General features: G+C 35.1%; 28 protein-coding genes. 25 read left to right on the top strand and 3 right to left on the bottom strand.

Going from position 1 to position 26,665, the window contains the following annotated elements; translation table 11 throughout:
- Positions 1-18 precede the first annotated feature (18 nt).
- The 19 genes from R2R71_RS18255 to R2R71_RS18165 all read left to right on the top strand — a co-directional run bounded on the left by R2R71_RS18255 (position 19) and on the right by R2R71_RS18165 (position 17,919).
- Positions 19-567 (top strand): acyltransferase, encoded by a 549-nt coding sequence (locus tag R2R71_RS18255; RefSeq protein ID WP_316832719.1) that lies wholly within the window; start codon positions 19-21, stop codon positions 565-567.
- The gene (locus tag R2R71_RS18250) at positions 560-1,456 is read left to right on the top strand and encodes a glycosyltransferase (RefSeq protein ID WP_316832718.1); all 897 of its coding nucleotides are present in this window, start codon (positions 560-562) and stop codon (positions 1,454-1,456) included. Before R2R71_RS18255 ends, R2R71_RS18250 begins: the two co-directional genes overlap by 8 nt.
- Before the next feature lie 140 nt (positions 1,457-1,596).
- Entirely contained in the window at positions 1,597-2,304 is a 708-nt protein-coding gene (locus R2R71_RS18245) for a hypothetical protein (protein ID WP_316832717.1), read from the top strand.
- Between the two features lie 131 nt (positions 2,305-2,435).
- Entirely contained in the window at positions 2,436-3,239 is an 804-nt protein-coding gene (locus R2R71_RS18240) for a hypothetical protein (protein ID WP_316832716.1), read from the top strand.
- The gene (locus R2R71_RS18235) at positions 3,224-4,024 is read left to right on the top strand and encodes a glycosyltransferase (RefSeq protein WP_316832715.1); all 801 of its coding nucleotides are present in this window, start codon (positions 3,224-3,226) and stop codon (positions 4,022-4,024) included. Before R2R71_RS18240 ends, R2R71_RS18235 begins: the two co-directional genes overlap by 16 nt.
- Before the next feature lie 3 nt (positions 4,025-4,027).
- Positions 4,028-4,990: a glycosyltransferase family A protein gene (locus R2R71_RS18230; protein ID WP_316832714.1), complete on the top strand. Its 963-nt coding sequence runs from the start codon at positions 4,028-4,030 to the stop codon at positions 4,988-4,990.
- Complete coding sequence (locus R2R71_RS18225) at positions 4,965-5,756, top strand: class I SAM-dependent methyltransferase (RefSeq protein ID WP_316832713.1); 792 nt, start codon at positions 4,965-4,967, stop codon at positions 5,754-5,756. Before R2R71_RS18230 ends, R2R71_RS18225 begins: the two co-directional genes overlap by 26 nt.
- Entirely contained in the window at positions 5,756-6,745 is a 990-nt protein-coding gene (locus R2R71_RS18220; RefSeq protein WP_316832712.1) for a glycosyltransferase family 2 protein, read from the top strand. The genes R2R71_RS18225 and R2R71_RS18220 overlap by 1 nt, the downstream gene beginning before the upstream one ends.
- On the top strand, positions 6,738-7,931 hold the full coding sequence (locus tag R2R71_RS18215; RefSeq protein WP_316832711.1) for a glycosyltransferase: 1,194 nt from the start codon (positions 6,738-6,740) through the stop codon (positions 7,929-7,931). Before R2R71_RS18220 ends, R2R71_RS18215 begins: the two co-directional genes overlap by 8 nt.
- On the top strand, positions 7,924-8,883 hold the full coding sequence (locus R2R71_RS18210) for a hypothetical protein (protein ID WP_316832710.1): 960 nt from the start codon (positions 7,924-7,926) through the stop codon (positions 8,881-8,883). The genes R2R71_RS18215 and R2R71_RS18210 overlap by 8 nt, the downstream gene beginning before the upstream one ends.
- Positions 8,880-9,602, top strand: a complete 723-nt coding sequence (locus tag R2R71_RS18205) for a hypothetical protein (RefSeq protein ID WP_316832709.1) — start codon at positions 8,880-8,882, stop codon at positions 9,600-9,602. The genes R2R71_RS18210 and R2R71_RS18205 overlap by 4 nt, the downstream gene beginning before the upstream one ends.
- Positions 9,603-10,901, top strand: coding sequence for a glycosyltransferase (locus R2R71_RS18200; protein ID WP_316832708.1), 1,299 nt, complete (start codon positions 9,603-9,605; stop codon positions 10,899-10,901). It begins immediately after the preceding gene.
- The gene (locus R2R71_RS18195) at positions 10,898-12,082 is read left to right on the top strand and encodes a glycosyltransferase family 4 protein (RefSeq protein WP_316832707.1); all 1,185 of its coding nucleotides are present in this window, start codon (positions 10,898-10,900) and stop codon (positions 12,080-12,082) included. Before R2R71_RS18200 ends, R2R71_RS18195 begins: the two co-directional genes overlap by 4 nt.
- Positions 12,075-13,469 (top strand): hypothetical protein, encoded by a 1,395-nt coding sequence (locus R2R71_RS18190; RefSeq protein ID WP_316832706.1) that lies wholly within the window; start codon positions 12,075-12,077, stop codon positions 13,467-13,469. The genes R2R71_RS18195 and R2R71_RS18190 overlap by 8 nt, the downstream gene beginning before the upstream one ends.
- A 4-nt stretch (positions 13,470-13,473) precedes the next feature.
- A complete protein-coding gene (locus tag R2R71_RS18185; RefSeq protein ID WP_316832705.1) occupies positions 13,474-14,838 on the top strand; it encodes an XrtY-associated glycosyltransferase XYAG1 in 1,365 nt (454 codons plus the stop codon).
- A gap of 4 nt (positions 14,839-14,842) precedes the next feature.
- Positions 14,843-15,715 (top strand): glycosyltransferase family 2 protein, encoded by an 873-nt coding sequence (locus R2R71_RS18180; RefSeq protein WP_316832704.1) that lies wholly within the window; start codon positions 14,843-14,845, stop codon positions 15,713-15,715.
- 28 nt (positions 15,716-15,743) lie between these two features.
- Positions 15,744-16,328, top strand: a complete 585-nt coding sequence (gene xrtY / locus R2R71_RS18175) for an exosortase Y (protein WP_316832703.1) — start codon at positions 15,744-15,746, stop codon at positions 16,326-16,328.
- Positions 16,329-16,358: 30 nt separating this feature from the next.
- Positions 16,359-16,913, top strand: coding sequence for a WcaF family extracellular polysaccharide biosynthesis acetyltransferase (locus R2R71_RS18170; protein WP_316832702.1), 555 nt, complete (start codon positions 16,359-16,361; stop codon positions 16,911-16,913).
- A 259-nt stretch (positions 16,914-17,172) separates the two neighbouring features.
- Positions 17,173-17,919, top strand: coding sequence for a polysaccharide deacetylase family protein (locus tag R2R71_RS18165; protein ID WP_316832701.1), 747 nt, complete (start codon positions 17,173-17,175; stop codon positions 17,917-17,919).
- On the opposite strand, the gene R2R71_RS18160 is transcribed toward R2R71_RS18165, so the two are convergent.
- Positions 17,916-18,545, bottom strand: a complete 630-nt coding sequence (locus tag R2R71_RS18160; protein WP_316832700.1) for a class I SAM-dependent methyltransferase — start codon at positions 18,543-18,545, stop codon at positions 17,916-17,918. The genes R2R71_RS18165 and R2R71_RS18160 overlap by 4 nt on opposite strands.
- A gap of 176 nt (positions 18,546-18,721) precedes the next feature.
- On the opposite strand from R2R71_RS18160, the gene R2R71_RS18155 reads away from it, so the two are divergent.
- From R2R71_RS18155 to R2R71_RS18130, 6 genes are all read left to right on the top strand, one after another.
- Entirely contained in the window at positions 18,722-19,153 is a 432-nt protein-coding gene (locus tag R2R71_RS18155; protein WP_316832699.1) for a DoxX family protein, read from the top strand.
- 194 nt (positions 19,154-19,347) lie between these two features.
- A complete protein-coding gene (locus R2R71_RS18150) occupies positions 19,348-19,701 on the top strand; it encodes a hypothetical protein (protein WP_316832698.1) in 354 nt (117 codons plus the stop codon).
- 388 nt (positions 19,702-20,089) lie between these two features.
- Positions 20,090-21,331 carry a helix-turn-helix domain-containing protein gene (locus tag R2R71_RS18145; RefSeq protein WP_316832697.1) on the top strand — a complete coding sequence of 414 codons (1,242 nt, stop codon included), beginning with the start codon at positions 20,090-20,092 and terminating at the stop codon, positions 21,329-21,331.
- A gap of 144 nt (positions 21,332-21,475) precedes the next feature.
- Positions 21,476-22,099, top strand: a complete 624-nt coding sequence (locus tag R2R71_RS18140; RefSeq protein ID WP_316832696.1) for a Crp/Fnr family transcriptional regulator — start codon at positions 21,476-21,478, stop codon at positions 22,097-22,099.
- 214 nt (positions 22,100-22,313) lie between these two features.
- Positions 22,314-23,801: a gluconokinase gene (locus R2R71_RS18135; RefSeq protein ID WP_316832695.1), complete on the top strand. Its 1,488-nt coding sequence runs from the start codon at positions 22,314-22,316 to the stop codon at positions 23,799-23,801.
- A 3-nt stretch (positions 23,802-23,804) separates the two neighbouring features.
- Positions 23,805-25,091 carry a gluconate:H+ symporter gene (locus tag R2R71_RS18130; RefSeq protein ID WP_316832694.1) on the top strand — a complete coding sequence of 429 codons (1,287 nt, stop codon included), beginning with the start codon at positions 23,805-23,807 and terminating at the stop codon, positions 25,089-25,091.
- A gap of 42 nt (positions 25,092-25,133) precedes the next feature.
- On the opposite strand, the gene R2R71_RS18125 is transcribed toward R2R71_RS18130, so the two are convergent.
- Positions 25,134-25,274 (bottom strand): hypothetical protein, encoded by a 141-nt coding sequence (locus R2R71_RS18125; protein WP_316832693.1) that lies wholly within the window; start codon positions 25,272-25,274, stop codon positions 25,134-25,136.
- A gap of 114 nt (positions 25,275-25,388) precedes the next feature.
- Positions 25,389-26,591, bottom strand: a complete 1,203-nt coding sequence (locus tag R2R71_RS18120; protein ID WP_316832692.1) for a GAF domain-containing sensor histidine kinase — start codon at positions 26,589-26,591, stop codon at positions 25,389-25,391.
- Between the last annotated feature and the right edge of the window lie 74 nt (positions 26,592-26,665).

The following is a 26,665-nucleotide window of genomic DNA, read 5'->3' as shown; positions in this document are numbered from 1 at the left end:
ACATCAAGGGCACAAGCAATGTTAAATTTTATACAAAAATCCTTTAACCTCCTTTTTATTTATTTTTATAAAGCGCGAGGGGTTAATATTGAGAATAATGTAATTATTGGATCTGACATATTGCTAAACAGAGGATTTTTAAATCAAAAGAAAGGTTCTATTAATATCAGTGAGAAATGTGAACTTTCTAAAGGAGTTGTTATCAAATGTTATGGAGGGAGTGTTAATATAAGCCATAATACTTTTCTGGGAGAATACGTATGTATATATGGACATGGAAACGTAGAAATCGGAGAAAACACACTTATTGCCATGCATACCTGCATAGTTAGTTCTAATCATACGATCCCCTGCAAAGACGTTTTAATCCGATCTCAGGGAGATATTTTAATGCCGGTTAAAATTGGTAATGATGTTTGGATTGGCGCAGGGGCTAAAATATTGGGAAATGTAAATATAGGAGATGGATGTGTAGTTGGCGCAGGAACTGTAGTTACAAAAGATTTACCACCGTACGCAATCGCCGTTGGCGTTCCCGCAAAAATTATTGGTTACAGGAATGATTAACTTCATCAGTGTAATATTGCCAACATATAATCCGAATCTGGATAGATTAAATTTAACAATTAAACACCTTGAACAGCAAACATTAGCAATAGATTTATGGGAGCTTATTATTATTGATAATAATTCCAATCAAAGGGTGACCCCTATTCTATCAAAAGATATCAATTCAAAAATTATTTTTGTCGAAAAACAAGGTTTAACGCATGCCAGGTTAGCAGGTTTTAAGGTAGCTAAAGGTGAACTTATTGTTATGGTTGATGATGATAACCTTTTAGATCGGGATTATTTAAAAAATGCCTTAACTGTTTTTGATAAGAAAAAGGATCTTGGTGCTGCAGGAGGAAAAGTTATCCCACTTTTTGATACTTCTCCAGAAACATGGTTAAAAAACTTCTACTCATCACTTGCAATCCGCGATTTAGGGAACGAAGAATTAATTGCAACATGGGAAAATAAATATCCTGATGCATCACCAATAGGTGCAGGAATGGTAATCAGGAAAGAAGCTTTACAATCTTATATTAACAAAGCCCATGTTATTTTGGACCGGACAGGAAGTTTTCTAAGCTCGGGGGGAGATAATGACATTGTACTTGAAATATTAAAATCGGGATGGAAGGTTGGATATTTTCCAAAACTCACTTTACAGCATATAATACCGAAATCTCGCATGGCTTTTAAATATATCTGTAAGTTAATTAACCATAGTAATAAATCATGGGTAATTCTGCTTGAATCACATCAGATAAATCCATGGAAAAAAATTTCATCCCGTACTTTGAAATTAAGAAAGATAAAAGCCTGGTTTAGTAACAAAGCATGGATGAATAAAACAAACTATATAAAATGGCGTGCTGCTTGTGGTTTATTTGATGGTTTGGCTGAATGATCAGGAGAATAAAAAAATCACTGGCGTATAGATTACCTTTAGTTTATCGGCTCATTTTAAGCTTTAAAAGGTTCAGAACTTCTGAGCGGCCACAATCAGCACAAACCATATTAATGATGACAGGAAAAAACCACATTGATATGGTAAAGTGCTGTTTATTCTCAATCAGTAAAAAATGGTCGCAACTGCCTAAATTGGTTATCATTTCTGATGGGAGCATAACAACAGAGAAGATTAAACATTCATTAAAATTCTGGAAAGGTGCCATACAGATTAAGCATTGGCAGGAAAGCATTACTTACCATCAAAGGAAAAACAGGAACGCCATTAAAAGTTACGCTGAATTAAATCCTTTCGGAAAAAAGCTTGCCATTATACTACATTATGCAGAAATAAAGCCCGTGATATGGATTGACAGTGATATACTATTCTTTAAAGATTTTGTCCCTTATTTTCCAAACATCGACATGAAACCAGCTTGTGGTGGATCTGCAGATTGGAAGGGTTCGTATGATGAAAGACTTTTGATTTTTTTTAATGCTTCGGCTGATGAATACGGAAGTTTAAATGCCGGGTTAGTATATGCCTACGGTGAAGATTTGTATGAAAAATACCGTTTAGAAGAAGCAATAAAATACATTCATCCTAATTATGACTTTTTATCAGAACAAACAATATTTGCTGAAATTGCGAGCGATTCTTTTGGTATTTTGTGGAACCAGCATATCATTGGAAATTATAACAGTGATAACCAATCGCTGAGACCAACATCGGGGGCATTAATTGGGAGGCATTATACCAGTAATGTTCGGCACCTTTTTTGGCGTGACGCGTTTTACTTTTCTTAAATACGTTATTATTGACAACCATTCAAAAAATTATCGACGTACTGTATCGGCATCCCATTTCTAAATTTAAAGTTTACGGGCATTATGGCGGTTTTATAAATTATCAGAAAATGATAATCAACCGTAACAAAATGATTTCAGCAAGCAAATTATTGCCTCAAATCGTTTCAAACGAAACCGGTATTCCAATATACTTTCTTACAGGAAAAAAATATCTCTATCAAACATTATTCTGTTTAAAGTCAATCGTGAAGTATCATCCGGATACTTTTAAATTTTTTCTTGTAGATGATGGTACCTTTGACACAGAGTTAAAAGATTTCACAAAAGCAAAAATTAAAAATGCAGAAATCATAGATGCTGGGCAGGTTGAGGATAACCTTCGAAGAATCCTACCTAAAGATAAATTCCCCAATCTTCATCATAAGAGAAAAGTCTATCCTCACATTAAAAAGTTAACCGATATTCATAGTATTGAAGAAAACGAGTGGAAGCTCGTATTAGATTCTGATATGCTATTCTGGAGTTATGCTAATGAAATAGTAAACTGGTTAAATAAACCAGAAAAGCCAATTTACATGCAAGATTGTGAGCAGTCTTATGGTTACAGTATTGAATTAATGGAAACGCTAAGTAGCGCAAAAATCCCATCAAAAGTAAATGTTGGTGTAATCGGACTTAAAAGTTCTGCAATAAACTGGGAGTGTTTGGAAAACTGGGTAGCACAATTGGAAAAGCAAGAAAAAACATCCTATTATCTTGAACAGGCATTAACTGCAATGATTATTGGCAATTCTACAACTACTGTTCTGGATAAAAATAGATATATCGTAAATCCAACATCAAATATCATCGAAACTAAATACGGGGTTCTTCACCACTATGTGGATTTATCAAAAAACGAATATTTTAATAAGGCATGGAAAAAAATATAAATCCAAAATTTGTACAATCACTTTGGATAGGTAGCCAACTCTCAAATGTAGAAAAACTTTGTATTAAATCATTCTTGGATCATGGTTATGATTTTCATCTTTATACGTATGAAGAAATAAAAAACGCTCCTAAAGGCACAATTATCATGGATGCTAATAATATAATTGAGAAAGAAGCAATTTTTAGATACAAAACAGGTTGGGCGAAAAATTCTGTATCCGGCTTTGCCGATTTATTCAGATTATTACTAATTCAGAAAAATGGTGGCTGGTGGGTTGATATGGATATTATTTGCCTGAACAATTTACCAGAAAGAGAAGAGTTGGTTTTTTGCTCAAGCTATGAAGGTGATTATGGTGAGCTTGTTAACAATTGTATATTTAAAGCTCCTGCAAACCATCCATTTTTCACTTACTGTCTTGATGAAATTTCAAAAATAGATTTACCGAATATGGATTTTGGACTAGCTGGACCATTTTTATTCCAAAGAGTTGTTAAAGAATTACAACTCGAAGGTTACATATTTCCATATCAGTGCTTTAATCCTATTACCTGGAAAAATGTTGGAGAATTAATATTGAATAAACGCTCAAGACTTAGCAGATTAAAAGAAATATTCAGGCCAGCACTTAAACCAGATACGATGGCTGGAAGAAAAATCGAAAAAAACTCATTCACACTGCATTTATGGAATGAGGTATGGAAAAATTATGAATATGATAAAAATGGGAATTACGGCAAATTCTCATTATTTGAGAAATTAAAACGCAAGCATAAAATTTAATCATTGGAATCACTCGTATCTATCATTATCCCCTTGCATAATGCACAACTATTTATAAAAGACACAATAAATAGCATCTTAGTTCAAACATACAAAAACTGGGAGTTGATAATTGTTAATGACGGGAGCAGTGATGATAGTTTAAGTGAGGTAAAAAAAATTACAGACAATAGGATGCAGGTGTATACGATTGAAAATTCTGGTGCTGCCTTCGCCAGAAATTTTGGTTTTAAGAAAGCATCCGGACAATTTATAAAATTTATTGATGCTGATGATCTAATAAATCCAGATATGATAAATTCGCAATTGGAAATTGCCAAAAATAATCAGGACTGTATAATATCGGGTAAGTGGGGCAGGTTTTATTCAAATGATATCGGCACGTTTAAATTGAATCCTGAAGAGTGTTGGAAAGATATGAAACCTTTAGAATGGATTTATTCTTCGTGGAAAGAGAATCAATCTATGACCCAGCCAGGAATATTTCTCATTCCCAGAACCATTATTCACAAAGCTGGATTATGGAATGAAAAATTAAGCTTAATTGATGATTTTGATTTTTTTACCCGAATTATTTTGTCATCGAATGGAGTTCTTTTTTGTGAAAATGCTATACTCTCATATAGATCAGGCTCACATAATACACTTTCAGGATTAAAATCGAGAAAAGGTGCTGAATCAGAATTTCTGGCTATTTCATTAGCAACAGCTACTCTTTTAAAGCATTCAACATCTGATATAGCCAAAAGACTGAGTGCGAAAACATATGCCACTTTTATATATAATAACTATCCACAACATAAAGATTTGATAAAACTTGCAAGTCAGGAAATATGTAAACTTGGAGAAATTGATTTTTCAGAATTATTACCTGAAAAATATAGATTATTAGCACGAATAATAGGTTGGAAAAACATTAAAAGATTGCAATTTTATAAAAATGAATTTTTCAGAACAGGTAAATAGCTATATCAATACGGAAGAAAATAATAATTTTATTTTCGAACAGTTTAATCAAAAAACTAAGGAAATAGAATGGCTATATAATCATCGGTTACATGTGGAGGAAAATCAATTAGGATTTGGAGATGCTGCATTCCACTACATGTGGTATTTGTTATTAAATCATCTAAATGAACCTACGAACTCTAATCCGATAAATCTGTTAGAGATAGGTGTTTTTAAAGGGCAGGTAATTTCGCTGTGGGCGCTTATTGCAAAAAAAATGGGAATAAATACTTCAATATTTGCCATTTCACCATTTGAAGGAAAGACCCAACCTAAATCAAAATTATTGTATAAATTACTTATCAGGTTTAGTAAAAAATTCCGACGAATACATGAGTCTGCAAATTTTTACGATGATGTAGATTATTTTGAGATTGTAAAAAAGCATTTTGAGTATCACGAATTAGAATTTGATAAAATTACACTTCATAAGGGTTATTCTACTGAAAATAAAATTATAAATTCTTTTACGACTGACTACTTTGATATTATTTATATCGATGGTGATCACACTTATGATACTGTAATAAAAGACATTAAAAATTACACACCGTTTATTAAAAATGGCGGTTTTCTAATTATGGATGATGCATCAAATAATATTCCTGGCACAGCATTTTGGAAGGGACATCAGCAGGTTTCAGATGCAGCTGAAATCATCCCAACTTTAGGCTTTGTCAATGTTATGAACGTTGGCCACAACCGTATTTATAAAAAACTTTAATGCCAGCTGTAAAAGTTTTTATTCCCACTTACAAGAGAAATAGTAGTTTAAAAAGGGCTATTAATAGTTTATTGATGCAAACATTTGATAATTGGATTTGTGAAATTCACAATGATGATCCTGCTGATATGCTTTTAGCCGATTATGTAAATCAACTTAACGATTCCCGTTTTACATACATTAAACATAAAAAAAACCTTGGCCCAGTAGTCACTTTTAATCTGATGTATCAATCTACGGACGCCACATATATTACTTTATTGGAAGACGATAACTGGTGGGAGCCTACTTTTTTAAAAGAAATGACCAAACTGTTAGATGAATATCCACATGTTGAAATGGCTTGGTCGAACATGCATTTATGGAAAGAAAATATCGATGGCAATAGCGAATCATTGAATGAAACAATATGGCCATATTCCAAAGAAAAATTGGAGTTGATAGAATTTGGGGATATAAAACAGTCATATGGTGCATTGCACTCCAACGGAGCCATGCTTATAAGAAATAATAACCTTCAAAAATATATACTTCCTACAGACATTAGGTTTGATTTTGTAGAGCCATTTAGAGAAAGACATTTCAATTATCCAATTATTTTAAATAACAAACCACTTGCGAATTATAATTTCACACGATCTACTAATCGAAGAACTAATTTAGATGGGTTATATGAACATTACATTATATTATTATCCAGCTTTTTTAAGATAGTTGAACCAACAACTAATTTAGCTAAAAGTCTTTGGAATTTAACACGCAATGAAAAGGTAAGATCAACAAACAGGCTTCTTTACACTGGATTATTATATAAAAATTGTAGATTTTTATTAAAACATGCAAAAATAAATGACTGGCTGTTTTTTATCCTTTATAATCTTAAACATCCAACTATTTTTATAAAATGTTTTAAATTTAAAAGGCGTAATGGACATTTATGGCGATATCTGACTGAAGGTATTAATTTAATACCGAAAGGCAATGACTAGGATTTGCATCATTACGCATACCCACTTAAGCCGAAATCCTAGGGTATTAAAGGAAGCTAAGGCATTAGCTGAAGCCGGTTATGAAGTGCATGTACTAAATTCAATCTATTCTGAACAGCTTGCAAAGAATGATTTAAGGCTTTTGAATACTGAATCAATAAGAATTACACATATTTCAGATTTATCAAAAAAAGACCTGCGCTCTTTAATTGACAGAGTGATAAAAAAAGCCGGCGGTTTATTGGTAAAATACTTGAAATTTGAGACTTGTTATGCCCTTGGCTATGCACCAAACCGATATTTAAAAATTAGTAAATCTTTAAAAGCTGATTTATATATCTGTCATCAGGAGCTCCCGTTATATATTGGTACAAAACTTATTAATGCTGGTTACAACGTAGCCTTTGATATTGAAGACTGGCATTCAGAAGATCTTCCTGAAAAAAGAAGGATATCCAGACCAGTAGCATTATTGAGGTATGCAGAAAGATTCGCGTTAACAAAAGGAATGTACTGTACTACTACATCAATGGCATTGGCACAACAACTTTCCAAAACTTATAACACCAAGCAACCAACAGTAATTTATAATTCATTTAGCCCTATTGAGAGGTTGTTTGGTAAGGTAAAAAAAGCAGGTTTTCCATTAAAACTTGTTTGGTTTTCTTTAAACATCGGACCAGGCCGCGGGTTGGAGGAGTTTTTACTTATAGTAAATAAGTTAAATATTATGGTGGAAATTCATCTCGTTGGAGAAGTAGAAGAAGAATACAAAAACACGCTTTTGCTCTCAACTTCAGATAAATGCCTGTTGACTTTTCATCCTCTTGTTGATGCAGACAAACTATGCGATTTGCTTTCAGAGTTTGATATTGGTTTAGCTATAGAACTACATCAGCCTAAAAACAGAGAATTTACTATTACCAATAAATTCTTTCAGTATATTCAGTGCGGTTTGCCCGTAATTGCAACAAATACAATCGGTCAAATGGAAATTTTTAAAAAATTTACCCCAGGTTTACTGGTTGATTTCGAAAATATAAGCGATCACGAGATCAAATCATTATTGACCGCAAAAGATATCCTTGAAAGATTTCAGGAGCAGGTAGTGCTTGCTGCAACCGCATACAGTTGGGAAAATGAAGTAGTGAAACTATTAAACCTAGTTCAAAGTGCCATTGATTAAAGAAAAAATAAGTTTACAGATTAATTTATCCCCTGGAGATTACCCTTCAGCAAGATTAATCCTAGTACATCAATTAAATGCTTTAGCAAAGCAAGTAGACGAGATTGTTATTGTAGTAGAATCAAAGCCCAGTAAAGGCAGGTTTTCGGAGGGTTGGAGCGAAAACAAAGTCAAACTTGATACTTTTCTGTCAACTATTGAGATTAACTTTTCCGCTAGGGTTATTTATGTCAATTATGATGAAATAATTAAAAGTAAAGTTGCAGACTATTTTTTTGGGAAACGATTCATTCCCGAAAAAGATTTCAGAGGAGGACCTTTTTATTGCTATTTTTTCGGAATGTATAATTGTAGCAACGATATTATTCTACATTTAGATGCAGATATGTTTTTAGGAGGCAGAAGTGATACCTGGATCAGTGAAGCTACCGAACTTTATAATAATAACAAGAACCTTTTTTGCGTTGCCCCCTTGCCTGGCCCACCTGCAAATGATGAGTGTTTAATAGGACAAACTATTATAAAAAAATTTGATGAAGAACCCTATAAATTTCAGCTTGAAGGTTTCAGTACGCGAATATTTATGATTAAAAAATCTTTGGTCCATAAGTATAAGCTTCATCTAACAAAGCCTGGTCTTAAAAACCAAATTAAAGCTATTTTAAATGGCAATAACAATGCTGATTTGCCAGAGCATCTTATCGCAGATTTCATGCTTAAAAATGATTTAATCAGAATTGATTTCCTAGGAAAACATCAAGGAATGTGGTCATTACATCCCCCCTACCGGAACGAATATTTTCATAAAAGCCTAAAAAATTTGATTTCGAGGATTGAAAGCAATGAAATACCTGAAGTACAACGAGGATTTTATGACATAGTTGATGAACTGATTGATTGGAGTGATGCCAGAAAAAAATTAAAATCTAAACTATTCAAATTCAGAAATTGAAAGAAAATATAAATACCATAGTTGTAATGGTTTCCATTGGAAAAAGAGATCATTTGACCAGGTTTAGTTATTCAAGAGTTTATAAGTGGGCTTCCAAACATGGATATTCTGCCTGTCTTCTTAAAAAGCCCTATGTAAGTACCCATACGCGTTCCCCGCATTTTACAAAACTGATGGTCCACAGAATCTTGCCCGGATTTAATAAGTATATTATAATTGATGACGATATTCTAATGAGTGAAAATGCACCCCCTATGGAAGATGTACCTCTGGGATATGTTGGTTTATGCATGGACAGTGTACAGATAAATACAAATGCTGAACATGTAAAATGGACAGCTAATACAGGGTTTATTGTTTGTGATGAAACCGCCTTGTATTTACTGGAAGAAGCTTACCTAAATGGAGAATATACTCCAAAGACAGATAAAGACTTAATTTGGGGGCCATTTGATCAAGGTATCGTTAATGATGTACTTTTCAGGAATGATAGGGCATTCAAACTCGATTGGAAATGGAACTATCAGTGCATTATAGAATATTACATAAATGGAATCGGTTGGGATAAATGGAGAACGAACAGATTTGAACGATTATTTTATTACATAAAAATATGGCTTCCGATAAAAAGTAAAACCAAAACATTGTTGAGAACAGCATATGGTTTACATTTAACGATGGGTGTATATCCAAAATTCTTTAATAAAATTCATAAATAATTGAAAAAAGTTTTAATTATATCTCCTTACTTCCCTCCATCCAATACAGCAGATATGCAACGTGTTAGAATGAGCTTACCATTTTTTAAAGATTTTGGTTGGGAGCCTGAAGTTATTTGTGTTCAGGAAACGTATACAGATGCTGTTTTTGATTATCTATTGATTCATTCTGTACCAAAAGATATTAGAATACATTATGTAAAAGCACTAAATAAGAAATGGACACGTAAATTTGGTTTAGGGAGCATTGCACTCCGTTCGATGTGGTTTTATAAAAAATATGTAAATAAGCTTCTAAAAAAAGAACATTATGATCTCATCTATTTTTCTACGACGCAATACCCCATCTGCATTTTAGGTAATTATTGGAAAAAAAAATTGGGGGTTCCTTACGTAATAGATGTTCAAGACCCCTGGTTTACCGATTATTATAAAGACAAGCCAAAGCACCAACAACCAAAAAAGTATTGGTTTTCTTATCGGCAGGATAAGTATTTGGAGCCAATAGCCATGAAAAATGTTGATGGCTTATTGGCAGTTTCTTCAGGGTATATCAATGAACTAACAGAAAGATACGAACACATTGTAAATATCCCTACATCAGTTATTACATTTGGAGGGTTTAAACAAGATCTACAAATTGCCGCGGCCAACCAAGAGCAGCTAAGAATTGTATTTGATAATAACCCCGCTTATAAACATATTGTATATGTAGGCAGAGGAGGCTATGATATGCAAAAGGCCGTTTCATTACTATTAACAGCATTCAAAAAGGGTCTTGAATCTGATTTCGAACATTTTAAACTACTCAGATTTCATTTTATTGGTACAAGCTATGCTCCGCTAGGGCAAGGAAATAAAACATTATTTGGCGTTGCCGAAAAACTTGGTATTGAGGATTATGTAAAGGAAGATACAGATAGAATTTCCTTTTACGAGAGCATATACAACTTACAGAATGCGGATGCTTTGTTTATACCAGGACATGAACTTCCCGCATACACTGCTTCGAAAATATATCCATATATTTTGGTTGAGAAGCCCTTGTTAGCTATATTTAACCTGCACAGTAGCGCAGCACAAACACTTATTGAATGTAATGCCGGCTATATTGCAGATATATCAGGCAATAAGGAAACAGATTCGACAATTCTATCCTTTCTTTCAGGTTTAGCTAATGATAACCTCCCTGAAGTGCAAATTGACTGGGGTGCTTACGAAAAATATCGTGCAAGGGCCATGACAGAAAAACAATGTATATTATTTGATCAGGTTTTAGCTCAAAAAGAAATTAATTGAATAAGCTCGCAATAGTTATTTCACATCCGGTACAGTATTACAGTCCTCTATTCAAAATGCTGGCAGAGGTGTGTGAACTTAAGGTTTTTTATACTTTCGGGAAAAATGGATACTTATCAAATTACGATAATGGCTTTAAAAAAGTCATTGATTGGGATATCCCGCTTTTAAGTGGTTATGACTTCCAGTTTATGGATAATTCCGCAAAAAATCCGAGTTTGAATTCCTTTTGGGGTATTAAAAATGAGCAATTAAACCATGAAATTAAAAAGTTCAATCCAAAAGCAATTTTAATTTATGGCTGGTCTTATTATAGCCATCTGAAACTAATGCGGCATTTTAAAGGAAATATCCCAATATGGTTTAGAGGCGATTCCACGTTGTTAGACAAATCAAATCCGCTTAAAATTTTGTTGAGAAAATTCTTGTTATCATGGGTTTACCGCTTTACTGATTTAGCTTTATATGTTGGTACGGCAAATAAATCCTATTTTAAGACTTTCGGCTTGAGCGATAACCAATTAGTATTTGTGCCACATACTGTTGATAATGAACGATTCGCAGAAGATCAACTTTCAAAATCGAAGAAAGTAAGATTGGATTTAAATATCCCGTCAGACAACATACTCATTCTTTTTGCAGGTAAGTTTGAAAGGAAAAAGAATCCTGAGATTTTATTGAATGCTTTTACAGAAATCAATAACAAAAGTATTGATCTTCTCTTTGTTGGCAATGGAGAACTTGAAGATAAGCTTAAAATGCAAGCTATTGCATATAATAGTAAATTAGAACGTAACCACATTCATTTTATAGATTTTAAAAATCAAAGTGAGATGCCAGGCATTTACCAGGCCTGCGACATATTTTGTCTACCTTCACAAGGACCTGCCGAAACCTGGGGATTAGCAATAAACGAAGCAATGGCTGCCGGAAAGGCAATTATTTGTTCCGACAAGGTTGGATGTTATCAAGATTTAGTAGAAATTGATAAGAATGGCTGGGTTTTTAGATCAGGAGATGAACTTGCACTTAAAAATATTATTTGTAAACTCCCAGAAGAAAACCTTTTTAAAATGGGTGAGAATTCAAAAAATCAAATTAAAAACTGGAATTATAAAAGGGCAGTAGAAATTCTCTGCAAAACCCTAGAACAAAAGACATTTTTGTATTTCAATGGATAGATTTAAGCCGATAGGAAATTCAGGAAAAATATTATTATTTCTATTAATATTATATTCAGTAACAAGTCATAATCCTTTTCAAACATTATGTGCGGTTACCGTTCCTTTTATTTTATTTTCACTTTTATGGAAAAAAAATGAAGCTCCCTTTTTATTCCTGGGCTTGATGTTACAATGGTCGTCAGTAAATATAAAAGTATTCTATGCGAACTTCGAGGGGCTAAATTTTGAAGAAACATTTAACAATTACCAGAATATTCAGGAAGCTTTTATCTGTGGTAACATCGGATTAATTGCGGTTGCTGTCGGAATTTTTATTGTAATTAGAGGGTATGTTCTTCCAGAAACGGATTATGAAGAACTGGCTCTTTCTTATGATTCTAGAAAGTTGGTCCCTATATATATCATTGTGGCTTTAGTTTATCCTTTTATATCTGAAGGTTCTTTTAGATTTGGTGGATTGCAGCAACCTATTTCCAAACTAGCTGATTTTAAATGGATGGTGTTTTTTATTTTCATGCTCAGTTGTCTTTACACTAAGCAATATAAACTTTTTTCAATTATAGCGATTGCAGAGGTTGTGATGAGCCTGACAGGTTTCTTTTCCAGTTTTAAAGATTACTTTCTGGTTATCTTTGGTGGTGTTCTAGTTATTTACAGCAAAGAACTGAAATTTAAACAGGTTATGCCGCTGGCTGGAATTACTGTAACTTTAATATATATGGTTATTGTTTGGCAATATGTAAAACCCGAATACCGGAATTATTTATCTGGTGGTCAGCTTAATCAGAACGTTATCAGAGGTACCCGTGAATCATTAACTAAGTTAGGTGAACTAGTAAGTGAAGTTGATGAAAAAGCCATAAATTCGGGTTTTAAACAAACTGTTGACCGACTAGCCTACATTGATTTTTTTTCTGCAACCATCGATTATGTACCTAGAGTAATCCCTCATACACACGGTCGTTTATGGGGTGATGCTGTGGGTAGAGTTTTACAACCTCGAATTTTATTTCCTAACAAAAGTGCGATAGATGATTCTGAAACAACAAGAAAATATTCAGGAATATTTGTTGCCGGAACGGAACAAGGAACATCAATCAGTTTGGGATATGTGACAGAAAACTATATTGATTTCGGTGTTCCGTGGATGTTTATCGGTCTTTTTGCATTTGGATCCCTAATTGGTTTGGTTTATAAATATGTTATGTTAAGTAGTCCAGATAAATTAATTGGAACAGCGATGATCATTCCTCTTTTCATACTCATATATATGTTTGAATCTGCCTTAAATAAGCTTGTTGGAGGTCTTTTAATGTATTTGCTCATATATGAATTAATCAGGCGATTTGCGCTTAAAAAATTTCTTCAACAGATTAAAATCTAACTGATTGAAAATCCTCCACATTACAGCCTCCTACAAACCTGCTTATATTTATGGTGGCCCCATTCAATCTGTTGGAAAGTTGTGTGAGTCGTTGGTGAAGGGCAAGGAGCAAAAAGCGGAAAGCTTAAAGCCTAAAGCTCAAAGCACAGAGGAAAAAGAAAGACTAATTAATCTTCAGGTTTTTACAACTACCGCAAATGGCCTGAATGAATTGAATGTAGCGGTTAATGAGCCTATTCTGATTGATGGTGTGCCGGTTACTTATTTTAAAAGGTTGACAAAAGACCATAGTCATTTTTCTCCGTCATTGTTGTGGGAGCTACGTAAAGAGATCCTTCGCTGCGCTCAGGATGACAAAAAAATCGCTCAGGATACAAAGCCTATTATTCACATCCATGCCTGGTGGAACCTGGTTTCGGTATTCAGTTGTTTTGTTGCTAAATGGTATAAGGTTCCTGTTGTACTTTCACCGAGAGGCATGCTTACCAGTTATACTCAATATAATCGAAACACGCTTGCCAAAAGAATTATCCATTCGGTCATCGGCAAACGATTATTAAAATATTGCCATATACATGCAACAAGTGAGCAGGAAAAGGAGGATATTTTAAGGATTGTTAGGCCAAAAAATATTACGGTTATTCCGAATTTGGTTAATGTAGCGTATCAAGTATCGGGTATCGAGTATCAAGTATCGAGTATCGAGTATCGAGTATCAAGTATCAAGTATCAAGAGGAGCTTAAAGCCGAAAGCATAAAGGCTAAAGCTAAGAGCTGGGAGCAGAAAACCGGAAGCAGAGAGCAGGGATACGAAAAGAGTAGCTTTAAACTAATTTTTCTGTCGCGGATTGAGGAAAAGAAGGGACTGGATTTGTTATTCGATGCACTGGCTTTACTTAACATAGACTGGACACTTACCATAGCCGGATCGGGTGACGATATTTATGTGGAAAGCTTAAAGCGGAAGGCGGAAAGCTTAAAGTTGAGTTCCAGGATAAACTGGATTGGGCAAGTGAGCAATGAAGATAAGTTCGAAATAATCTCTCAACATGATTTGTTGGTACTCACCTCATATAATGAAAATTTTGCCAATGTGGTTATTGAAAGTTTAAGTGTGGGAACACCTGTTATGCTTAGTGAAAAAGTGGGGCTTTCTGATTACATAAAAGCAAATGAATTGGGTTGGGTTTGTAATTTAAATCCTAATGATATCACAGAAAAAATAAACGAATCTTATCATAATCAACTCAAAAGAAAAGAAATCAGAAGTATAGCACCAAATCTGATTAGGGAGGATTTTAATGATGAGGTTCTGGCCGCGAAATATTTAGATTTATACGAAAAGATTCTTCGACTCCGCTCAGCGTGACAACATGAATAAAAATTTCAGTTTTATTATTTTAACTTATAACGAAGCAATTCATTTACCACGGCTACTTGATTCCATAAAGGATTTAGGTGCACCACTATTTATCCTGGACAGTTGCAGCACAGACAGCACTTTAGCGATTGCCGCAAGTTATGGTGCGGAAGTAAAAACTAATCCATTTGAAAATCATCCCCAACAGTGGGATTTTGCCTTAAAGAATTTTGATATTCAAACACCCTGGATTATTGGCCTGGATGCTGATCAAATGGTAACGCCTGAGCTTTTTAAATTGCTTTCAGCATTTGATGATGAGCAATATAAAGGCATCAACGGTATTTATTTTAACCGTAAGAATTTCTTTCATGGCAAGTGGATCAGGTATGGTGGTTACTATCCGCTTTACCTTTTAAAAATGTTCAGAAACGGAATTGGCTATTCGGATTTAAATGAGAATATGGATCACCGTTTTATTGTTCCCGGCAAAACCATTATCTGGAAAAAAGGTCACCTCCTTGAGGAGAATTTAAAGGAAAATGATATCAGCTTCTGGTTTAAAAAGCATGAGCGTTATAGTGATTTGATTGCCCAGGAAGAGATAGAGCGAATGCAAAAACTTCGTAATCAATCTTTAAAACCTAATTTAATGGGTAATCCGGATGAAAGGAAAGCCTGGTTGAAACGCATGTGGTGGCGATTACCTTTAGGATTAAGGCCTTATCTTTACTACATTTTCAGGATGGTTTTTCAATTCGGATTTCTTGATAGTAAAACCGGAAGACGTTTTCATTACCTGCAAGGTTTTTGGTTCAGGAGGCTGGTAGATCAGAAAATTAAAGCTTTACAGAAAACACAATCAAATTCGAACTCACATTTATAATATTTATCTTTAGGCAATTCAAACAAATATGGACGAAATCACAACCCAACAAGCAAAGAAACAGGCTGATAAAAAAGCAATCAGATTTATTGTTATGCTATTTATTTTGTACATTATTTTTAGTCAGGGGAATATCTTTATGAATAGCGTGATGAGCCCAGGCGGAAAATATTACAATGCTTACATTGCCCAGCATTTTGATTATATACAGGGTTTAAAAACGGCCCTTATTGTACCTGCAGTTTGGATTATTAAATTATTTGGTTTTTATGCTATCCATAATGAACAGGATGTGATGGTAGTTGCAGGCCCGCTACTTCGCATTAATTACTCTTGTTTAGGTTTAGGCGTTATGAGTTTTTTAGCCGCTTTTGTACTGGCATTTCCTGCAAGCTGGAAAGAAACCATTAAAATGCTTGTTATTGGCCTAGTTAGTATTTATCTTTTAAATATTTGTCGTATTGCGGGTTTAGGCTTATTATTTGGCACTTTCCACAGCCAGCGAAATTACTTTGAATATCACCATGAAATATTTAATGTACTGGTTTACATTGTAATTTTCATCATGCTTTACATCTGGATTAAGAAAAATACTAAATCGATTTCGAAATAAACTTAAATGCTTTCGTTTAAATAGTACATTTTGTTAAAAACGCAACTTCATAAGAATTTTAATACAGGGAATTACAAAGTCGGTGCTTCAGGCATTAAACAATTCCTTTGGTATTTTACCTCCGTGTTTTTCTTCAAAAGTGGTATTGTACCTTTCAGTAATATATTGGTATTTACTTTGCGTTTATTTGGTGCAAAGATTGGAAAAGAAGTCAGGATTAAACCTGGCATTCATGTTAAGTATCCCTGGAAACTTGAAATAGGCGACTTCAGCTGGCTGGCAGATTGTTATCTAGAAAATCTTGATTGGATTAAAATTGGTTCTAATTGTTGTATTTCGCAACAGGCCATGCTCATTAACGGGAATCATAATTACAAAAAAAAATCCTTCGATCTGTTTACAAATCCTATCATTTTAGAAGATGGTGTATGGGTTGGTGCCGGAGCAAAAGTTTCAGCAGGAATTACACTACATAGCCACAGCGTTTTAACATTAGGTGCTGTTGCTACAACTGATTTGGAAGCCTATTGGATCTATCAAGGTAATCCGGCAAATAAATTGAAACAAAGGTTAATTACCGCATAAAAGTTTATTATACAAAAGCAATTGATCATCCTCAAAGGGTGATTTTTTTTTCCCAAAAATTTAAACTTTACTAATGAATGAGTTTCAAAACGTAGCAATCTGCATGGCAACTCTGGTTTGGAAGTAAAAATATAGTTATAAATGATTAATAAAGAATGACTTTAATCAAATTTAAACATTAAGGTTATGCCTTAACGTATTTAATTTGTTCCTTTGTGTACGCTCTAAATTAATCAGATTTAAGGAATTATTCCATTTCATGAACATCCCCGTTGCCATGCTGCATCATATATCTGATGAACAGCATAACAGTCTTTTAAATGTATCCATTACAAGTGCTAAATTTACTGCTTTCTTAAATACGATTGAAGAAAAGGGATTGGAATCTACCACGTTTGAAGAAATTTCAAATTCTGCTCATGAAAATCCTCTTAAAAATAAAATTGTATTAACATTTGATGATTGTCCTTCCAGCCTTTTTGACTTTGTTATTCCGGAATTGATAAAACGCAAAATGAAAGCGGTTTTTTTTATTCCGGCAGCCTACATTGGCGGCGTAAATACCTGGGATATAATAGAACATGAAGCAATAGCTGTACCATTGATGAATCCTTCACAGCTAGAAGAATTATCAAAACATGGTATGGAAATCGGCAGCCACGGTTATACGCATGCAAATCTTAAGAAAATGTCATGTCAGCAGGCTAGTGAGGAAGTTGTATCGTCAAAACAGGTTTTGGAAACACTATTAAACAAAAAAATAATCTCCTTTGCCTATCCTTATGGCTGTATTCCAAAGGGATATAAAAAGATACTTAACAATGCTGGTTTTCAATATGGTGCGGGCATTTACAGTTCACGTCAGGAAAGATATGCCCTTAGGCGTTTTCAGATTCATCAATCTGATAATGGCAAAAGTATGAGGTTTAAATTAAGTAAGAGGTATATGCTCTTCAGAAGTTTATTAGACCCCTTATTAGTTTTTAGAAAGAAGATTTTTAGTTAGCCAGGAGAAATTACCCCGATTTTCCATCTTTGACCTTGCTCATTTTCTACATCCTCGAAGCGGATAAACTCATATTTTTTCTTCAATAAAGTCCACAGGAAGTTATTTTTTCCGTAGTCGACGATTGAAATGATCAGGTAACCACCTGGTTTTAAATTATGTTTAATGCATTCTGCTACCTTTTTTAACGGCCGCTTAAAATAATAGAGGCTTTCGTTAAATACGATTACATTAAACCTGTCCTTCAAGGAACTCTTTTCAAAATCGAGTTGCTTGAAATCAGCCTTTGGAAATCGCAATGTAGCATCTCTAACTGCAGCTTCGGCTATATCAATTCCCAGGTAAAGTTGTGTGTTCATCCCTGATTGAACCAGATAAGCATACAAAGCCCCATTTCCACTACCAATGTCAAGGATTCTACCTCCGGGCGATAAATGATGGTAATTTTCCACTATTTTCAGGTAATGAGCCATTTCCTCTTTACTATATAAATAGTTCCAAAACCCATCTTCAAACTGCGTTTCCCAGGTACTTTTAGCAACTCGGTTACCAAAACCAAATTTGTAGAGTAATTTCTGGTAAAGTGTTCTTCTGACTTTATCTTTAATTCTATCTGCTGATATCATGCCATTGTACATTGAGGAAATAAATATCTAAAAATTTATATGAAAAGCTTAAAAATGATACTGGTTCGTGACTGAGATTATCACAAAATACAAAATGGCGAAATGTTAAATTTACCCTAAACAACAAACATTCTCTTTGTTTTTACGTATATTGTTTATAACCAATTGATAAGATTATGAGCACTATAAAAAACATTCAGAATTGGGGTGATAAACACCACCCTGCCTGGCTCGATTTATTCCGTATAATTTTAGGTATTGTTCTGATTTGGAAAGGGGTTTCTTTCTGGACCGGAATTGAAGCATTTAATTCACTTATGAGGGGTGCACATCTAGGTGCTGCGGTTTCGATCAGTATACTCGCTCACCTTATCATATTTGCGCATATTGTTGGCGGAGCAGCCATAGCTATAGGAACCTATACACGAACTTTCTGCCTTATTAATCTGCCAATATTAATCGGGGCTGTATTTTTCATTAATATCTCCCATGGCATTTTTCGCCCTTACACAGAATTCTGGGTTTCACTGAGTGTTCTCATTGGTTTAATCTGTTTTATTATTGAAGGTAATGGTAAAGTAGCCGTTGACAGCGATAATAGTGAATAAGTTCGGGTTAAAAACTTTCAAAATAAAATAACTAAAAATCAGATAGTTATAAATTAAAAACCAATTCCAAATTGATAAACATCAATCTTATTGATATTTATCAATAAGGTTAACAGACTTTTTTCTTTTCTTACCACTTTTAAGAATACTTTTATAAAATATTCCTATTTAGTGCATCCCATTATTTTTTTCATATGGGAAGACTATTTGCGATTATTTTATTTTTTGTTTTTCTTCGGTTTACATCCGCTGCTCAGCAATGGGGCGTTTCTACTAATGGCAATTGCATTTACGACAGAAATGGAAATGTAATTAGTTGTCAATCCAATTCTGCGTGTAAATTTGTTGCAACCGGTACAACCAGAACCGGAACTTATTATGTATGCGATTTTTACTTGGGATTCTGTTGGATCGGACATAACGAGAATTACACTGAAACTTACTATGTTACTGAATGCCCAATCGATAACTCCTTTATTATATTTGCATTGCCAATTGGCCTCATAAGCTTTAGGAAGTTAAGGGCGCTAAGGAGGAGAGGACTTTAAAATACATCAATTTTTAATTTGTAATCCATTACCCATATCCCATATTATTTAGTGTAACGGTTATCAGATTGTTTGAAATCTCAATATCGTTTCGAAGTATTGAAAAACAATTACGTAATTCTATGTCAGATTAATGCTGTTTAAGTCAAAAAAAACATCATCTTTGTTTATCTCCCTATAATAATTACTTACTGTTTTATTTAATGCTCATGGATAATAAATTCAAAGGAGATAATGGCTCTTTTTTTCCAGATTTTATATCGCAAACAAACTTAAGCTACCTAAGCGGATTTACGTTGTTTCGTTTAAACCGATCTGTAAGGTATCAACGCTAGTTTACCCATAATTGCAATCATTTAGAAGCGAACATTATCAGGAGGGTTGAGCCATGTCGATTTTAAACTTTTTAGTCAGTATTACCTGTTTTTTCCTTTTCCTGTTTGCCGTGCACTTGTTTTTAGCTAAAAGTGAAAACAAAACACAAAACAGGTTACTATCGGTATTGCTATTTACCCGTTCAGCGCACATTCTGGTATCCTTATTAATGAGCTCAAACCGGCATGAGCTTTCATTTATACTTTTCCAGGTTTTCACTCCTTTAAATTTCGCAGCCCCGGCAATTTTTTACCTCTATGTTACCGGATTTTTTAGAAGTGATCGTTCCCTGAGGAGCGTAGAATGGCTTCATTTTATCCCTGCAGCTATTGCGGTCATTCACGTAATTCCATGGCCAGGCAGCACTGCTTTGAACTGGGAGTTAATTATCATGCAATTTAATGAATATGGTTATTTCTCTCTAAAAGCAAAAAACGGATTGTTTCCTGCCTATTTCCATAGTCTTTTCCGGCCGATGCTTACTATAACTTATCTGGTGCTATGCTGGTGGGCGGTACTCAAGTCAAAGATATTAAAGGATGATGTTCAGGACAGCCCGGAAAGATATTGGGTACTCTTTATACTGAGAATTGCTACTTTTTTCCAGTTAATGGGGCTGATCAGGATATTTTCGAGTTTTTTCGACGTCCCGCTCTATAACCCTATTTTTATTTTCCTTAATTGTGCTGCACTGCTAGGTGTACTGCTTTATGCGCTCTACCGGCCGCATATTTTTTATGGTGCATTATTGGTGGGTATCGACTGGAGGAAAAAAGAATCCTTAAAGCGTACAGATTTATCAGGACACCTGAATAATCCGGGAAGCGCTATTGATCATCAAAAAGAAAGGAAGGTAAAAGAATCAGGGCTTTTACCCATTGCACTGAAAAAAATTAAAATCACAGAGAACCAACTGGAGGAATATATTGTCCAAATGAAGTATGCCATGGAGGAAGATCTTATGTTTTTAAATCCGGATTTACAAATTGTCGATCTGGCCGGAAAAATAAATGTTCCGGTTCATCACTGTTCTTATGTAATCAATAATCATATGGGCAAAAATTTCCGCGACTGGATCAACGGATACCGTGTAAGTCATTTCCTTGATCAATACCCCTTGTTCAAAACAAAAATGACTATCCTGGCTATTGCCCAAAATGCAGGTTTTAAGAATCAGGCTACCTTTTATAATGCCTTTAAAAAAGAAAAAGGGGTTATGCCGACAACTTACATTGGCCAGGAATTAAGTGCCTGAGGCAAATAAAATCAATAATCTATCAAACGATTGAATCGTTAGAGTTCATTTTATCGGCAAAGAAGACCATTTTTATGAATAGCCCATAACTTTGAAATAAATGAAGATACCGCTAAAGGAATATCTTCAGCTTATTTTCAATACATGATAATTAAAGCATCCTATAGCCCAACCTATCTTCAGCCGCTTTTTAAATACCTTGAGCAATTCCACCCGCTTTCGGTAGCTTTTGTTCAGTACTACCAGAGAGAATGCAGCCTGGTATCGGTCAAAAAAAACAAGTTTATACTTTCACCATTTGATACAAACGACTCCGTATTCTTTTTATTAAAAGGCGTTGTAAGAGGTTTTATAAAAGAAGAACACAAGGATATCAGTACCTGGTTTGGTTTTGAACATGAATTTGTTGAAGCCTTAAAACATCCTCAACAGTTGTCAAACTATTCATTAGAATATATCCAGGCGATTGAAGATTGCGAATTAATCAGAATCCCTTACAAGCTGATTCATTTACTGAACAATGTGTATCCGGAGGCAAATCTGATTTCAAGGAAACTACTCGCCATTCAGTATTATGCCGCAAGTGAGCGTTCTACACTAGCCAGAATACCAACTGCGCTTGGCCGCTACTCGAGATTTACAAAGAGTGAGGCCGACATTAGCAGAATACCTCAGCGATACCTGGCCAGCTACCTCGGTATGCGACTGGAAACGCTGAGCAGGATAAAAAACAGGTTATCAACAAAACCAATGCTTAAAATTGCTTAAAGCCTGAACCCGCATCGAAATAAGATTATAATTAACCGTTCATCATATTAAATCCTTTCTGAAATTTAGCATATCAGAAGGGATTTTTTATTTTTTTTCAGTTTTATGCTTTGCAGGAACCCGAAATGCACAGGCAAATTTCTGATGCTTAAAATTCCTCATTAACTGCATGATTCTTAATTCAAAAATATAAATTGCAGTATAAACCTTATACATGAAATATATTATTGGGATTGATATCGGTACAGGTAGTACAAAGGCGGTAGCTTTAGACTTAACTTATCAGCCGGTAGCCTCAAGTCAGTTCTTTTATACCACCGACAGTACAAGGGAAGGGCAAAGCGAGCAGCAGCCGGAAATGATATGGGATGCCTTTACCAATTGTATAAATGAGCTGGTTGACAGATTCAAAGTCGCTCCGGTTACCATTGGTTTAAGTTCGGCGATGCATAGTCTGATCATGGTTGATGAATCAGGCAAAGCCTTAGCACCCATGATGACATGGGCTGATAGCAGAAGCGCAGAAGAAGCAAATGTACTTAAAGCATCGCCTGAGGGTATGGCACTTTACGAAGCAACCGGTACACCAATACATGCCATGTCGCCATTAAGCAAACTAATATGGCTACGAAAAAACAAAAAAGTGTTGTTCGATACTGCCCATAAATTTATATCCATAAAGGAGTACATATGGTTTAAACTCTTTGGTGAATACAAAATTGATTATTCCATTGCTTCATGCACCGGCTTGTTCGATATTCACCATCAAACATGGCATAAAGCGTCGTTAAGGCTTGCTGGTATTGAAGAAAGACATTTATCGACTCCTGTACAAACAAATTATCTTGTTGATACCAGAAAGCATACTATAACGGCTTTGAACGGATTGGATACAAATTTTGTTATTGGCGCAAGTGATGGGTGCCTGGCTAACCTGGGGAGTGAAGCTACAACGAACGGAATAGCGGCACTAACAATTGGAACCAGTGGAGCGTTAAGGCTTGCCAGCGACAAGCCAATCTACAACCCGGCTGGAATGACTTTCAGCTACATTCTTGATGGGCAAACTTACGTCTGCGGCGGTCCGGTAAATAATGGCGGAATTGCACTACAATGGTTAATGAAGAACGTTTTTGGGAAAGACACACTGCTGCCTGAAGATTATAAAACCTTATTTGATCATGTAGCCAGCACCGCCGCCGGAAGCGAGGGGTTGTTATTTCTCCCTTATTTAGCGGGCGAAAGGGCGCCATTATGGGATAGTGAAAGTTCGGGTACATTCTTTGGTTTAAAATTAAATCATAACCAGAATCATTTGTCGAGGGCAGTAATTGAAGGAATTTGTTATGCGCTAAACGATGTACTCAAAACCATAGAAGATACCGAAGTCTATATTAAACAAATTAATGTGAGCGGCGGATTCGTACATTCGGCAGTATGGATGCAAATCTTAGCAGACATTACCGGCAAAAAACTGGTCCTCGTATTAGAAGAAGACGCCTCGGCCGTAGGTGCTGCCTACCTTGCTGCTAAAGCGAATGGCTTAAGTACTCATTATCCAAACCATAAAAATACTGCACCAAGAACGATTTTACCCAATGCAGCTGCACATCTTGAATATCAAAAATATTTCGTCATATTTAAGCAGCTCTATGCAAATCTGGGTACAACCATGCATCAGCTTAATCATTTAAAAACCTAACCTATGTCTTTATTCATTGTACTGGCCGGAATTTTACTGCTTTTTGTAATGATTATCAAAAAGATGAATCCTATGATTGCTTTATTGATAACGGCCATTATAACCGGACTTTTTTTAGGCATGTCAGCCTCGAAAGTAATGAGCTCGATCAGCAACGGTATCGGGAGTACACTTGGTAGCATGGTTATGGTATTGGCGCTTGGCGCAATGATGGGAAAACTTATTGAAGATAGTGGCGCCGCGAAGAAGATTGTTTTCATCCTGATTAAGTTATTTGGCAGGAAAAATATTCAGTGGGCAGTATTACTTACCGGACTTCTGGTTGGGATTCCGCTTTTTTACAATGCCGGCTTTGTGGTACTTATTCCGCTGGTATTTGCCATTGCTTCAGCTACAGGCTTACCAAAGTTGTATATTGGTATCCCGATGGCGGCAGCACTTTCGGTTACACATGGTTTTTTGCCCCCACATCCTGGCCCTGTGGCCTTAGCAGCAATTTTCCATGCTGATATTGGTAAAACATTAATTTATGGGTTGCTATTAAGTATCCCGATAGCGATTATTGCTGGTATATTTTTCCCAAGATTGATTATTAAACGTGAAACCGGCCTGATTCAAAATGGTTTTTTCATGTCGGTTGATGAGCAATTGCCTTCCGGCCTGAAGAGTTTCGCTACTGCACTATTACCAGTACTACTTATTGTTGCCGGAACAATTGGTACGGCAATTCATAACGAATACCTTTTAAAACCAGTTTTTATATTTCTTTCTGATCCTACCGCAGCCTTGTTAATTGCCGTGGTGATCACCGTATTGGTTCAGCAAACCAGTATTGAAAAAACAATGGAATATTGCGTAGAAGGTGTTAAAAGCATTGCCATGATCATCCTGATTATCGCTGCCGGAGGTGCATTTAAACAAATTCTGGTGGATAGCGGTGTTGGTGAAACAGTTAAATTAATTACTGCGGATTTAAACCTGTCGCCTCTGTTTCTTGCCTGGTTAATTACCGCGGCATTACGTATAACACTGGGCTCTGCAACAGTTGCTGCATTAACAGCATCAGGCATTGTACTCCCGCTTATCGGGGCAGGTGCCTCGCCTGAGTTAATGGTTCTTTCAGTGGGCGCAGGTAGCCTGATGTTTTCTCATGTAAACGATACTGGTTTCTGGATGTTTAAAGAATATTTTAACCTCAGCTTAAAAGAAACTTTTAAAACCTGGACGATGATGGAAAGCATTGTATCGTTACTTGGCCTGTTAGGTGTAATGCTGATTAACTTGTTATAATCTATAGCAGTGAAGCCATAAATATATACTAAAAAACAGTTTTTACTTTGTACGCTGCGACTGGCTGAAAAGTAAAGCAGCCCTTAAATTATCAGCCATCGATTTATCGAACGTTTTAATTTCGTTTGATGCCTTTTGCGACTTTGGAGATTGAACAATTATATTTTGAACTTGCTGATGCATATCCAAATATAATCATTTCAAAGGCTGTTTTCTGTAGCATTTTTGATATAATTGTATTTCCAGACACACAAAATTTCACAAAATCTGCAATATTAATTTAAGGTTTCCTGAATATTAAAAAAGTGGTATTTTTATTTCAAACGTTGTACCCCAACCCTCTTCGGAAGTAATTTCTGTAGTACCACCAAGGCTTTTAATATCAGCAATAACCATTGGTAAACCTAAGCCATAACCTTTCTCTCCTATCGTACCATTAGATGATTCCAATTGCCCGGTCATAATCTTTTCGATAGACGCACTCGAAAGGCCGTTACCATTATCAGAAACATTAATTTTAAGGTTTTTGATTTTATCGGCGATGGTAAGATTTAGTTTAACAGTTACAGTTCCGTAATCTGAGCTAAACTTTATCGCATTGGAGATTAGGTTACCTGTAATCTGTAGCAGTTTATGCTTTGCAAAATTCACTTCCTGGTTCTCGGTAGTTATTGAAACCTTGAAAAATATGTTTTTCGCTTTCGCCTGTGGCGTATAAAGTTTATCCAGTTTATCTTTGAAAATACTGAGGTTAAAATTATCAGCAATGGCTTTCTTCTCCTGGACCAGGATTTCATCAGTAAGATTAAGTACTTCGTTATTACTCTTATCTATCATAAACAGATAATCCATCACATCGAACATCTTATTCTTGTAACCTCTGGTCCGGATGATATCAATAATACCACTTATGCCCGATAAAGGACCGCGGATATCGTGCGCAAGCTTACGCTGCTTTTTCTTTACCTCATCAAGCTCTGATTTAGTTTTCTGGAGAATTTTAAGGTTGGTTAATTTCTCTACAACCTCATTTGCCAGCAATTTAAGTAAACTAATTTGCTCTGCATTGAGTTGCTTTGCATTGGCATCTAAAACACATAATGCACCAATATTATAACCATCATGGGTTTTTAGCGGTATTCCGAAATAATGGCGCAGGTTTAGCGGATTGCCAACGTAGAAAAAATCTTTGGAACGTTCATCCAAAGACATATCTATAATTTCGAAAGGGCCATCACCTGCAATGGTATACTGGCAAATAGATTCTTCACGATTCATTTGTGCAATTTCAATTCCATGGTTTGATATGGTCCACTGGGTAAATGAATCGATCAGATTAACAAGTGAAATATGGTTGCCTGAAATCTTTGCAGCCAATGCGGTTAAGTTCTCGAAGTCACTTTGTAAATCGGTATAATCAGGATCGAATCCTGCTAATGCCTGTAATCGCTCTGCTTCGTTTTCTGGGATCGGACGTATAATTTCTGTTGCTGTTGCCATAATAATTAATATCGGAGCGCACTGCAAGATAAAATTTTAGATTACTATTCTTAATTAAGAATATTTAAAATTAC

It is taken from the genome of Pedobacter aquatilis (assembly GCF_032678405.1).
Classification (GTDB): Bacteria; Bacteroidota; Bacteroidia; order Sphingobacteriales; family Sphingobacteriaceae; genus Pedobacter; species Pedobacter aquatilis_A.
The sequence above is the reverse complement of the archived record's forward strand: the minus strand, read 5'-3'. Positions and strand labels throughout refer to the sequence as shown.